Genomic DNA, 11,918 nt, shown 5'->3' on the forward strand with positions numbered 1-11,918 from the left:
GCGAAGCCGGCGTGCTTGAATACGCCGATGTTCGTCGCCTGCCCACATTGCGGATTCCTGGTCGCGCTGATCCTGCCTGCCGCCGGCAGCGGGGCGCGCGAAACGCCGCAACGCTGCCCGCGTTGCGAGCGCCCCTTGCAGGCCGATGCGGCCGACGCCGCCGGCGCGGACGCAGACATCGCGCCCGGCGACGCGGAGCCCGAGGCCGACGCAGTCTCGCCGGAGGCGCCGCCCGCGCCCGCTGATCAGTCGCCGGCAAGCGCGCCCGTATCGCCGGAACCGGAACCGGAACCCGCCGACGCGCTCGCGTCCGCCACCGCGGACGCCGACGGCGCCGCAACCGAAGCGGCGGCCACCGCCGCCGCCGTGCCCTCGCTGGAAGAAGCGGTGGCCGCGTCCGCCCTGCCCGACACGCGCACCCGCCCGTCCCGCACCGCGCGTACGCCGCGCGCCAAGCGCGACGCGCCCAGTTTCGCGCGCGGCAGCGCAGCGGCAGCGCCGACGCGCCGAGACTGGCGCGCGGTCGCCGCGATCGCCGTGCTGGTGCTGGCGCTGGGCTTGCAGTTGGTCCTGGCCCAACGCCAGGAACTGGCCGCCGATGCGCGCTGGCGCCCGCTGGTCGGCGCGCTGTGCGGCGTACTGCGCTGCAGCCTTCCGCCCTGGCACGAGCCCACCGCCTACAGCATGCTCAACCGCAACGTGCGCCCCAGCCCCGGCGCGCCGGGCGTGTTGCGCGTCAACGCCAGCTTCCGCAACGATGCGCGTTGGCCGCAGCGTTGGCCGACCTTGCTGCTGACCTTGTCCGATGTCGATGGCCGGGAGGTCGGCCAGCGCGCGTTCGCTCCCTCCGACTACCGCCGCGGCCACGCCCCCACCGACGAACTCGCCCCCGGGCAGAGCGCGACGGTGCAATTGGATGTGGTCGAGCCGGCGCCCCGGATCGTCGCATTCACCTTCGACTTCCGATAAAAACTGCGACGGTCGCGTTGTCCGCCGCGACCGTCGCGCGCTAGACTCCCCCTCCCGCCCGTCCGCCGCGCCCTGCGCCAGGCACCCGCCCGGCGGGACGACACTGCATCAGGGGAACCGCTTGAACGCCGCAATCGATCGCAACGAAGCCACCCGCGGCGGACCGCGCGTCCCGCTGCGCGACCACGTGGCCACCTCGATCCGGCGCTACCTGGGCGACCTCAACGGCAGCGGCACCGAGAACCTCTACGAGATCGCCCTGCGCGAACTCGAAATCCCGCTGTTCGCCGAAGTCCTGCAGCACTGCGACGGCAACCAAAGCCGCGCCGCCTCCATGCTGGGCATCCACCGCGCCACCCTGCGCAAGAAGCTGCGCGAGTACGGGCTGGAGTAATCCGCCGCCGCTGCGTGAGCGGTCGAAAGCCTCGTTTTCCCGGGCTTTCCCGCCTTTCCGGGCGTTCCAGGCCAGCACGACAGAGCCCACCGCACATCGAACCGCCGCGACGATGCGGTTCGCCTTCGGCTCACCGCATCCTACGAACGCCGTCTTTCACGGAGCTGCGATTGCCGTTGCCGTTGCCGTTGCATTGAAGTCCAAAAGCACCGCACTCACACAGACAACCGTAGACCCGAAGGGCGGCGCGCAGGACGCGCGCCGTTTTTCGAATGGACAGGGACGTCCATTCGAAAAATCCCGGCGAAAGCCTCGAACTCGCAGGGGAGGGTTGGTCACGCTAGCCCTTCTCTTTGGTTACGAAGCCGTTGACCTTCGAACCGAGCCGACGAAGCAACAGCAAAAGCAAATCCTCCCCAACCCTCCTTTTCCAAAGGAGGGAGCTAAAGAGCTAAAGAGCTTAGGAGCTAGGAGCGAGAGCCCTCTGGCGTTCAACCGTGAACGAACCTGCGCTCGTAAGCCGCCCGCGCCGGGATGACAAGCACCAGCAAAGCCGTCTACTTGGGATGAGCGCGTTCTGCACGACGCATAGGTAGCGACTCGCTGCCATCCATGGCGCCACTTCCGCGGACTTCGGATCGCCCGGCCCGGCCATCCATGGCCGGGCGCGTAGCCGGACTGCGCGCAATGCGCGAGACGCTTCTTGGGGGTGCCCCCCTGCCATCCATGGCGAGAAGACGCTGGCTCCGGATCGCCCGGCCCGGCCATCCATGGCCGGGCGCGTAGCCGGACTGCGCGCAATGCGCGCAATGCGTCCGGCTACGCCCACCAATACCGAATCAAATGGAAGAACACCGGGGCCGCGAAACACACCGAATCCAGGCGATCCAGCATGCCCCCGTGCCCCTCGATCATGTGCCCCCAATCCTTGATCCCGCGATCGCGCTTGATCGCCGACATCACCAGACCGCCGTAGAACCCCATCAGATTGATCACCAACGCCAGCGCCGCCGCCTGCAGCGGCGTGAACGGCGTGATCCACCACAAAGCCGCGCCCAGCGCCGTCGCCGAGGCCACGCCGCCGACGAAACCCTCCACCGTTTTCGACGGCGACAGCTTGGGCGCGATCAAACGGCGCCCGCACAACTTGCCCCACACGTACTGCAGCACGTCCGAGGACTGAACCACGATCACCAGGAACGCGATCAGTAGCAGATTGCGACCCTCGTAGCCCGGAATGTCCAGGTTCAACAACGCCGGCACGTGCGAAATGCAGAACACGCAGATCATCAGCCCCCACTGCACCTTGGCCGCACGCTCCAGATAACGCGTGGTGTCGCCGCCGACCGTGGACAGGATCGGCAGCAGCAGGAAGGCGTAGACCGGAATCAGCAGCGTGTACAGCCCGTACCAGTCGGTGTAGACCAGCCAGTACTGCAAGGGCAACGCCGCGTAGAACGCCACCGCCAGCGCGTAGTAGTCGCTGCGCCGGGTCGGCGTGAGGGTGATGAACTCGCGTAGCGCGAACAGCGACACCAGCGCGAACAGCACGATCACCCCGACCCGGCCGATCAGGAAGGACGCGCCCACCACCGCCGCCATCACCCACCAGGCGCGGATGCGCGCGGTCAGGTTGGCGATCACCGGGCTGGGCCGCCCGCGCGTGCGCCAGCGCAGGAATTCCGCGATCGCCGTGGCCAGCAACAGCACCCCCGCCACGCCCAGGAACAACAAGACCGAATGCGGCAGCACCTTCACCCGCTCGATCAGGATCGCGAGGTTCGCGCTCATGCGCCGCCCTCCGAGCCGCGCGTGCCCGTACCGTCATCGGACAAGGCCAGCAACGCCTCGCGCGCGCGCGCCAGGAACGCCGGTTTGTCCTCGTCGCTGTGCAGGCGCAGCGGCTCGCCGAAAGTGGCCGTGCACAGCAGCGGCAGCGGCAGCAATTTGCCCTTGGGCATGACCCGCGCCAGGTTGTCGATCCACACCGGCACGAATTCCAGCTCCGGACGCAGCCGGGCGAGGTGGAACAGGCCGCTCTTGAACGGCAGCAGGCCCTCGCCCTGGTTGCGCGTGCCCTCGGGAAACAGGATCAGCGAGGCACCGCCGTCGACCGCGTCGCACAAGGTCTGCATGGCCTCGTGGCGGCGCTGGTCGGGATCGCCGCAGTCCTGTGGCTTGGGCTCGCGGTCCACCAGCACGCCGTTGAAGACCTCGCGGATCAGGTAACGGCGCAAAGCGTCGCGCTGCCAATAGTCGGCGCCCGCGACCGGCCGGGTCTCGTCGCGCATCGCGCGCGGCAAGGCCGACCAGATCATCACGAAATCGCCGTGGCTGACGTGGTTGCCGTAATAGACCCGGCGATCGCCCAGCGGCGGGCAGCGCCACAGCGCGCGCGCGCCGGTCAGGGCGCGGATCGCGAAACTGAAACCGTCGGCGATCCAACCGCTAAGCATCGATACGTACTCCGAAAATGGACGAGGGCGCGCGCTCGGGCCGCCATAGGCTCGCGACCGGATCGTCGTCGAACGCCTCTGGGGCCGGATCGTTATCCAGCGGCAACGGCGCCAACCACCAGGCGCTCGCCAGCAACAGCGCCTGCGCGATCAGACACGCGGCTTGACGCCGCAGCAGGCCGCGCGCGCCACGCCAGCGCGCGGACCAGTCGCGGCCGGCGTGTTCGGGCGCCTGCAGGCCCAGGGCTTGCAGACTCGCGTCCACGGCCGTCGCCGCATGCGCCGGATCGCGTTCGCGCGCGGCGGCCAGCAGCAGGCCCGCGTCGAAATCCACGCGCGCGGCGTAATAGACCTGCAGCAGGCCGGCGATCGCGCTCAGGCCGAGCCCGTAGGCGGTCCAGCCTACGAGCGCGCCGAAACCGAAACCGGCCAGCAGCAGCCACAGGCCGGTCAGGGCCAGCAAGCCCAGCGACAACGCATTCAAGCGTCGCCCCTGGCGCAGCAGCAGGCCCATGGTGTGCAGCTCGAAAGCGGTGGTCATGTCGCGGGCGCCCCTGCCTGCACGGAGATTGGCATCGCACCGGCACGGACCTGTTCCAACGCACGCAGATGCGCCTCGCCCAGGACCACCACCGGCCGTGCGGCGCGCACCTGCGCGACCGCGGCCTCGACGGTATCGGCGCGGCCGCTCTCCAGCAACCAGGCCGCGACCGCCGCCGCGCTGCGCGAATACCCCAGCGCGCAGCACACCAGCACCGCACCGGCCGCGCGCGCGGCTTCGATGTCTTGCGCGGCCGCGCGCAGCGCCTGCGGTTCGGCTGCCACCAGGTCCAGCATCGGCCGCACCGCCGCCACCCGCAGCGTCGACGGCGCCGACAACTCGGCGCAGACATCGACCGCGGCCGCGTAGCGTGCAGCCTCGTCCCGCCCGGGCATGCGCCCCAGCCAGACGCCGTCGGCGACTTCCACCGGCTGCGGCGCGCGCCGCGTCCACAGCCGCGAATTGATCCACGCGCCCCACAGGTAGGGCGCGTACAGCCAGCGCGCGGCCGGGCTGAGGCGGCCGTCGGCGCGCTTTTGGAATCCGTCCGCGCCCAGCAGCGCATAGTTCAGCGCCACCAGCAGCAGCGACAGCGCCGGCCACAACAGCCACCACGCCGCGCCGCGCAGCATCCAGGCCAGCGCCGCGCACAAGGCCGCGCCCAACAAATACAGCGATGCCAGTCGCCATCGCTTCGGATCGCGCGCCCAAGCCGCCGCGCGCCACGGCGAGCGCGCGCCTTCCGGCCACAGCCATACGCACAGCCAACCCGCGAGCAGCCCGGTCGGCACGTCGACGAAGTGATGTTGATAGGTGGTCAGCACCGACACCCCGATCAGGCCGAACCACAGGTGCAGCAGCCAGCGCCAGGCGCCGCTCAGGTGTTGGGCGAAACGTACCCACAGCACGATCAACAGCACGATGTGCAGCGACGGCGCCTGATTGAACGGCTTGTCGAAGCCCAGCAGCACGTCGAACATCCAGCCGAACACGCCGTCGGTTTCGGGCCGCACGAAGCTGAAGGTCAGCGGGAATGCCAGGAAGCAGGCGATCGCGATCGCCTGCGCGGTCAGCAGGCGCAAGGCCTGGTTGTCGAGTTCGCGGCGGTCGCGGCACACGAACAGCGAAATGCCGTAGAACAGATCGATCGACCAGTACGGCAGGATGGTCCAGGCCCAGAACGGAATCGCGTGTTCCCAGCCGAACACGATGCTGGGCACGCCGACGCGCTGGGCGGCGACCGAGTTGGCATAGCCGTAGCTGAGAAAGAACAACGGCCCCAGCAAGGCCAGCCACAGCAGCGCGCGGCCCCAGGGCCGGCGCACGGCGGTCTCGCTCATTCCTCGACCCGCTGCGCCAGCGACACGGTGAAGATGCCCCAACGGTCGATGCGCTGATCGAGCTTGCGGAAGCCCGCCGCGCGCACCAATTCGTCCATCTCGGCCTGCGAGCGCCGCCGCATCACCCAGGCCTCGCCGCCGCGGTGGCTGGTCAGGGCGCGCGCGATGAACTCCAACTGCGGGTGCCAAGGCTGGCCGGTGTAGACCAGATAGCCGCCCGGCGCGACCGCGTCGGCCAGGCCGGCCAGCGAGCGCCGCACCAGGGCGTTGTCGGGGAACAGTTCGTACAGGCCGGACACGATCGCCAGGGTCGGGCGCGGTGTCAGCGCGGCCAGCGCGACGCGGTCGAAGGCGTCGCCCTGCTCGAACTCGGCCACGCCGCCGGCGCCGAGTTCGGCGATCAGCGCGCGCCCCTGGCGCACATTGAGATCGCTGTAGTCGCGCAGGCGGATCGAATCGGCGCCGCCGGCCAGGGCCTCCAGCGCGTAGCGGCCGTGGCCGGCGGCGATATCCACCACATCCACGCGCTCGCCCGCTTCGCGCAAGCGGCGCATGGCCTCGCCCAGCAGTTCGTGCAGATGCGTGCGGCGCACGCGGATCCCGCGCCAGCCGATCGCGTCCAGATAGTTGCGATCGACCATGCGGCCCAGCGGACCGGCGCCGCGCGCCTGATCGCGGTAGACGTAGTCCAGGCTGCTGCCGGAGTCGAAGCCGGTGTCCAGGCCGGTGCGGATGCCTTCCGACAGGTGGCCGCCGAAGCGCAGGCCGGCGCGCACGAAACGCCAGCGCAGATCCTGCAACGAATTGCGTTGCGGCGGCCAGGCCAGGCGCTCGGCCTCCTCGAAGCTGTCGCCGCGCTGGTGCGCATCCAGCAGCGAAGCGTGTTGCAGCGGCTCCTCGAAGCGCGCGCGCAGGAAGTCGCGGATCTTGGCCAGCGCCGGCGCGCGCTCCTTCTCGCCCAAGGTGTCGTGATAGAAGCCGGGCAGGAAGTGGCGCTGTTTGATGCTCGACCCCAGACGCTCGTAGAAGCGGTCCTGCGGCGCGCGGTGGACCACGAAATCCGAGCCCGAGACCAGCAGCTGCACCGGCACCCGGATCGCCTGGGCGTCGGCGACGATGCGGTCGGCGGCCTCGTACAGGCCCAGCAGCACGCGCACCGAGATCGGCCGCGCGATCAGCGGGTCGCTGCGATAGCTGGCGACGCGCTCGCCGTCGTGGGTCAGCCATTGCGGCTGCACATAGCTGTTGACGAAGAAATTGCCGCGCAGCTTCTGCATCAGGCCCAGGCCCGCGCGCGCGAACGGCACGTACAGCTTGACCTTGAACGCAGGCGAGGCCAGCACCAGCGCGCGCAGGCGCGGCGCGTAATCGTGGGCCCAGGTCGCGGCGACCACCGCGCCCACGCTCTGCGCGATCAGCGCGGTGTCCTCCACCGCGATCCCGTGGACGTCGCCGATGTGGGCGACGAAGCGGTCCAGATCGCGCACCAGCGCCTCGAAGCCCGGCGCGTCGCCGCGTTCGCCCGGCGAACGGCCGTTGCCGCGCGCGTCCCAGGCGAAGAAATCGCAATCGTCCAGGCCCAGTTCGTCGACCAGGTGCGCGACCCGGCCGGAGTGTTCGTGACCGCGATGCAGCAGCACCACCGCGCGCCGCGGCCCCTCGCCGCGCGCCGGCCAATGACGGTAGTACAGCTCGGTGCCGTCGAAGCTGGCGTAGTGGCGTTCCTGGTGTTCCCTCATTCGCGACTCCCTTGCGTTGCGGCGTCGGCGGATGCCGCGCCGTGGCGCACGCCGGCGGTCACCCGCCGCAGCACCGTCCACACACACAACAAAGCGGCCAGGATCGCGACCAGTTCGGTCGCGCGCGCGCCGGCCCAGCCCAGGGCCAGCGCCAGTCCCAGCGCGCCGACCACGAAGGCGCGGTCGCTCTTGCCCATGGGCCCGTCGTAGCGGCGCGGCGCGCCGACCATCGGAGCCAGGATCCCGGCGAATTCGGTCAGCGCCGCCAGCCCCGCGAACAGCAGCAGGGTCCACGGCGCGACGCCGGGGACCACCAGCAACGTCAGGTATAGGGCGCTGTCGGAAACCACGTCGCACAGTTCGTTGAGGTAGGCGCCCAGGCGCGACTGCTGGCCGTGCTCGCGCGCCAGCATGCCGTCGATCGCATTCAAGGCCATGCGCAGGAACATCCACAGCGGCAGGGCCGCGAACGCCCAGGGCTGCTCGCTGCCGTTCCAGGCCACCCAGGCCGCGACCGCCAGCGAGCCCAGGCCGGCCAGCACGGTGACCTGATTGGCGGTCACGCCGGCCGCGAACAGGGCGCGCACCAGCGGCCGCAACAAGGCCTGGAAGCGCCCCTTCAACGCGTAGATCGATGCCATTCCCTGAGCCGGTCCGCATGCCCTCACGGGCGATCGGGCATCAGCTTAGCCGCTGGCGGACGCGTTGACGGTCCCGCCGCGGCCCGATCGCAGGGGTAGCGCATTGCTGACCCCCGGGGCCAGCGCCGCGCCACCTTCGGCTGCGCCGGATGCCCCGCGGGCGGGCGTACCGGCTGGATTCGGCGCGCGGGGCCGGGATGGCGCAGTCGCACCGCTATAATTCCCGCGCCCTTCCGCTGCCCGACTCCCCGCATGACCTCCGATCGCCTGCCCGTCCGCCGGGCGCTGCTCTCTGTTTCCGACAAGAGCGGCCTGCTCGACCTCGCCCGTGCCCTGTCCGCCCATGGCGTCGAACTGCTGTCCACCGGCGGCACCGCCAAGGCGATCCGCGACGCCGGCCTGGCCGTGCGCGACGTCTCCGAGGTCACCGGTTTCCCGGAAATGATGGACGGCCGGGTCAAGACCCTGCACCCGCTGGTGCACGGCGGCCTGCTCGGCCGCGCCGGCATCGACGATGCGGTGATGGCCGAACACGGCATCGGCGCGATCGATCTGCTGGTGTTGAACCTGTATCCGTTCGAGCAGGTCTCGGCCAAGGCCGACAGCTCGTTCGAGGACATCGTCGAGAACATCGACATCGGCGGCCCGGCCATGCTGCGCTCGGCGGCCAAGAATTTCGCCCGGGTCGCGGTCGCGACCGATCCGGCCCAGTACGCGGCCCTGATCGAGGAGCTGCAGACCAACGCCGGCACCCTGTCGGCGCAGACCCGCTTCGCGCTGTCGGTGGCCGCGTTCAATCGCGTCGCCCAGTACGACGCCTGCATCGCCAACTACCTGTCCTCGCTGGACGCCGACGGCGTGCGCAGCCAGCAGTTCCCGGCCCAGCAGCACAGCAACTTCGTCAAGGTCATGGACCTGCGCTACGGCGAAAACCCGCACCAGCAGGGCGCGTTCTACCGCGACCTGTACCCGGTGCCGGGCACCCTGGCCACCTTCAGCCAGTTGCAGGGCAAGGAACTGAGCTACAACAACCTCGCCGACGCCGACGCGGCCTGGGAATGCGTGCGCCAGTTCGAGCGCCCGGCCTGCGTGATCGTCAAGCACGCCAATCCCTGCGGCGTGGCCGAGGGCGTGGCCTGCGGCGACGCCTACGAGCTGGCCTACGCCACCGACCCGACCTCGGCCTTCGGCGGCATCATCGCCTTCAACACCCGCTTGGACGCGGCCACCGCCAAGGCCATCCTCGACCGTCAGTTCGTCGAGGTGCTGATCGCGCCGGACTACGACGAGGCCGCGCTGGCCTACTGCGCCAAGAAGGCCAACGTGCGCGTGCTGCGCATCCCGCACGGCGACGGCAGGAACAACTTCGACGTCAAGCGCGTCGGTTCGGGCCTGCTGATGCAGACCAGCGACATCCGCGAGGTCGGCCGCGACGAACTGAAGGTCGTGACCCAGCGCGCGCCCGACCCGGCCGAACTCGCCGACCTGCTGTTCGCCTGGCGCGTGGCCAAGTACGTCAAGTCCAACGCCATCGTCTACGCGCGCGACCACCGCAGCATCGGCATCGGCGCCGGCCAGATGAGCCGCGTGGTCTCGGCCAAGATCGCCGCGCTCAAGGCCGAGGAAGCGGGCCTGGTGGTGCCGGGCTCGGTGATGGCCTCCGACGCCTTCTTCCCGTTCCGCGACGGCATCGACGCGGCCGCCGCGGCCGGTGTGCGCGCGGTGATCCAGCCCGGCGGCTCGATGCGCGACGGCGAAGTGATCGCCGCCGCCGACGAGCACGGTCTGGCGATGGTGTTCACCGGCGTGCGCCACTTCCGCCACTGAACGTGGGCAGCGACGCGCCAGTCATCCGCGAGGAGCGCGACGGGGATCGCGACGCGATCCGCGCCGTGGTCGCGGCCGCCTTCGTCGGGCATCCGCACAGCCAGCAGACCGAACACCGCATCGTCGACGCCCTGCGCGCCGCCGATGCGCTGAGCCTGTCGCTGGTGGCGGAACGCGACGGCGCCGTGCTCGGCCACGTCGCGTTCTCGCAGGTCAGCATCGACGACGGCAGCCGGGGCTGGTACGGCCTGGGCCCGGTCGCGGTGGCGCCGCGGGCGCAGGGTCGCGGCATCGGCCGCGCCTTGATCGAAGCAGGACTGGCGCGCCTGCGCGCGTTGGCCGCGCAAGGCTGCGTGGTGGTCGGCGATCCGGGCTACTACGGCCGTTTCGGCTTCCGCCAGGACACCGGACTGCGCTACCCCGGCCTGCCGCCCGAGTACTTCATGGCGCTGGCATTCGCCGGCGCCAGGCCGTCCGGCGCGGTGACCTACCACCGCGCGTTCGAGGTCGCCTGACCGCGCCCGCTCAGGCCTTGGGCGTGCGTTCCTTCCAGATTTCGTGGTCCACGCCCTCTCCCAGCTCGGGATACTGCGCGATGTGGAATTCCGGCGACTTGCCTTCATCCAACTGGCGGTCGTAGTCGCGGGTCAGTTTCACCACCACTTTCGCCAGCAAGACGATCGCGATCAGGTTCAAGGTCGCCATCACCGCCATTGCGGCGTCGGCGGCGTCCCAGACCAGCTGCACTTTCGAGAACACGCCCCATACGATCACGCACAGCGCCACGATGCGCAGCGCGAACAGCGATTTGCGCCCGCCGCCGATGTAGAGCAGGCCGCTCTCGGCGTAGGAGTAGTTGCCCAGGATGGTGGTGAAGGCGAAGAAGAACAGCGCGATCGAGGCGAACCAGGCGCCCCACTCGCCGAAGAACACCGTCATCGCGCGCTGGGTGATCACCACGCCATCGCCGCCCTGGTCGAGCACGCCCGACAGCAACACGATCAGCCCGGTCGCGGTGCAGATGAACATGGTGTCGAAGAACACGCCCAGGGCTTGCACGAAGCCCTGGCTGGACGGATGGTGCGGCACCGGCGTCGCCGCCGCGGCGATGTTGGGCGCGCTGCCCATGCCGGCCTCGTTGGCGTACAGGCCGCGCTTGACGCCGTTGAGCATCGCCGCCGCCATGCCGCCGGCGATGCCGCCCGCGGCCTGGTCCAGGCCGAACGCGCCGCGCAGGATCATCATCACCGCGGCGGGAATCTGGTCGTAATGCGCGACCAGCGCCCACACCGCCAGGCCGATGTAGCCGATCGACATGAACGGCACCACCCATTCGGCGACCTTGGCGATGGAACGCAAGCCGCCGAATATGATCGCCCCCGTCAGCACCACCAACACCACCGCGACCTGGGTCTGGCTGAACTTGAAGGTTTCGCCCACCGACTGCGCGATCGCGTTGGCGTGCACGCCGTTGAACACCACGCCGTAGGAGAACAACAAGCAGGCGGCGAACGCCCAGCCCATCTTCGGCATGCGCAGGCCGCGCGCGATGTAATAGGCCGGACCGCCGCGATACTGCCCCTTCTCGTCGCGCACCTTGTACAGCTGCGCCAGCGAGCTCTCCGCGTAGGCGGTGGCCATGCCGACCGCGGCCGTGCACCACATCCAGAACAGCGCGCCCGCGCCGCCCAGGCTCAAGGCGATGGCCACGCCGGCGAGGTTGCCGGTGCCCACCCGCGCCGCCAGCGAGGTGCACAGCGCCTGGAACGGCGAAATGCCGGCGTCGTCGCCGTCGGTGCCGCGCCCGATCACCTTGAGCATGTGCGGGAAGCGCCGCACCTGCACGAAGCCCAGCCGCACGGTGAAAAACACGCCCACCGCCAGCAGGCCGTAGATCAGGATGTAGTTCCACAGCAGGTTGTTGATCGCGGCGACGACCGGGGAGATCGCGAGTTCGATCTGGTGCAGCAGCCAATCCATGCGGACGGTTCCGAAATGAGGGCGGGAAGGA

General features: G+C 70.0%; 11 protein-coding genes. 4 read left to right on the forward strand and 7 right to left on the reverse strand.

Annotated elements, in window-relative coordinates; genetic code table 11:
* Positions 1-15: 15 nt before the first annotated feature.
* Both ASD69_RS15765 and fis read left to right on the forward strand, forming a co-directional pair.
* Complete coding sequence (locus tag ASD69_RS15765) at positions 16-969, forward strand: DUF3426 domain-containing protein (protein ID WP_235567244.1); 954 nt, start codon at positions 16-18, stop codon at positions 967-969.
* A 121-nt stretch (positions 970-1,090) separates the two neighbouring features.
* On the forward strand, positions 1,091-1,363 hold the full coding sequence (gene fis, locus ASD69_RS15770) for a DNA-binding transcriptional regulator Fis (protein ID WP_056180352.1): 273 nt from the start codon (positions 1,091-1,093) through the stop codon (positions 1,361-1,363).
* Positions 1,364-2,182: 819 nt separating this feature from the next.
* Here fis and ASD69_RS15775 read toward each other — a convergent pair.
* The 6 genes from ASD69_RS15775 to ASD69_RS15800 are packed head-to-tail and all read right to left on the reverse strand — an operon-like array spanning position 2,183 to position 8,080.
* Positions 2,183-3,154: a phosphatidate cytidylyltransferase gene (locus tag ASD69_RS15775; protein WP_056180355.1), complete on the reverse strand. Its 972-nt coding sequence runs from the start codon at positions 3,152-3,154 to the stop codon at positions 2,183-2,185.
* On the reverse strand, positions 3,151-3,819 hold the full coding sequence (locus tag ASD69_RS15780; RefSeq protein ID WP_056180358.1) for a lysophospholipid acyltransferase family protein: 669 nt from the start codon (positions 3,817-3,819) through the stop codon (positions 3,151-3,153). Before ASD69_RS15780 ends, ASD69_RS15775 begins: the two co-directional genes overlap by 4 nt.
* The gene (locus tag ASD69_RS15785; RefSeq protein WP_056180361.1) at positions 3,812-4,360 is read right to left on the reverse strand and encodes a hypothetical protein; all 549 of its coding nucleotides are present in this window, start codon (positions 4,358-4,360) and stop codon (positions 3,812-3,814) included. The genes ASD69_RS15780 and ASD69_RS15785 overlap by 8 nt, the downstream gene beginning before the upstream one ends.
* Positions 4,357-5,700, reverse strand: coding sequence for a phosphatase PAP2/dual specificity phosphatase family protein (locus ASD69_RS15790; protein ID WP_056180364.1), 1,344 nt, complete (start codon positions 5,698-5,700; stop codon positions 4,357-4,359). Before ASD69_RS15790 ends, ASD69_RS15785 begins: the two co-directional genes overlap by 4 nt.
* Complete coding sequence (locus tag ASD69_RS15795) at positions 5,697-7,439, reverse strand: bifunctional alpha/beta hydrolase/class I SAM-dependent methyltransferase (RefSeq protein WP_056180367.1); 1,743 nt, start codon at positions 7,437-7,439, stop codon at positions 5,697-5,699. The genes ASD69_RS15790 and ASD69_RS15795 overlap by 4 nt, the downstream gene beginning before the upstream one ends.
* Entirely contained in the window at positions 7,436-8,080 is a 645-nt protein-coding gene (locus ASD69_RS15800) for a CDP-alcohol phosphatidyltransferase family protein (protein WP_056180370.1), read from the reverse strand. Before ASD69_RS15800 ends, ASD69_RS15795 begins: the two co-directional genes overlap by 4 nt.
* Before the next feature lie 252 nt (positions 8,081-8,332).
* Between ASD69_RS15800 and purH the strand changes: the two genes are divergently transcribed.
* Both purH and ASD69_RS15810 read left to right on the forward strand, forming a co-directional pair.
* Positions 8,333-9,907: a bifunctional phosphoribosylaminoimidazolecarboxamide formyltransferase/IMP cyclohydrolase gene (gene purH, locus ASD69_RS15805; protein ID WP_056180375.1), complete on the forward strand. Its 1,575-nt coding sequence runs from the start codon at positions 8,333-8,335 to the stop codon at positions 9,905-9,907.
* 2 nt (positions 9,908-9,909) lie between these two features.
* Positions 9,910-10,422, forward strand: a complete 513-nt coding sequence (locus ASD69_RS15810) for an N-acetyltransferase (RefSeq protein WP_056180378.1) — start codon at positions 9,910-9,912, stop codon at positions 10,420-10,422.
* A gap of 10 nt (positions 10,423-10,432) precedes the next feature.
* On the opposite strand, the gene ASD69_RS15815 is transcribed toward ASD69_RS15810, so the two are convergent.
* Positions 10,433-11,887 (reverse strand): sodium:alanine symporter family protein, encoded by a 1,455-nt coding sequence (locus ASD69_RS15815; protein WP_200944016.1) that lies wholly within the window; start codon positions 11,885-11,887, stop codon positions 10,433-10,435.
* Positions 11,888-11,918: the final 31 nt, after the last annotated feature.

It is taken from the genome of Lysobacter sp. Root604, from assembly GCF_001427505.1.
Taxonomy (GTDB): Bacteria; Pseudomonadota; Gammaproteobacteria; order Xanthomonadales; family Xanthomonadaceae; genus Lysobacter.

Coding starts and splice junctions, on each gene's coding strand:
- ASD69_RS15790 (WP_056180364.1), bottom strand. CDS start 5,700: ATGAGCGAGACCGCCGTGCGCCGGCCCTGGGGCCGCGCGCTGCTGTGG.
- purH (WP_056180375.1), top strand. CDS start 8,333: ATGACCTCCGATCGCCTGCCCGTCCGCCGGGCGCTGCTCTCTGTTTCC.
- ASD69_RS15780 (WP_056180358.1), bottom strand. CDS start 3,819: ATGCTTAGCGGTTGGATCGCCGACGGTTTCAGTTTCGCGATCCGCGCC.
- ASD69_RS15785 (WP_056180361.1), bottom strand. CDS start 4,360: ATGACCACCGCTTTCGAGCTGCACACCATGGGCCTGCTGCTGCGCCAG.
- ASD69_RS15800 (WP_056180370.1), bottom strand. CDS start 8,080: ATGGCATCGATCTACGCGTTGAAGGGGCGCTTCCAGGCCTTGTTGCGG.
- ASD69_RS15815 (WP_200944016.1), bottom strand. CDS start 11,887: ATGGATTGGCTGCTGCACCAGATCGAACTCGCGATCTCCCCGGTCGTC.
- ASD69_RS15795 (WP_056180367.1), bottom strand. CDS start 7,439: ATGAGGGAACACCAGGAACGCCACTACGCCAGCTTCGACGGCACCGAG.
- ASD69_RS15775 (WP_056180355.1), bottom strand. CDS start 3,154: ATGAGCGCGAACCTCGCGATCCTGATCGAGCGGGTGAAGGTGCTGCCG.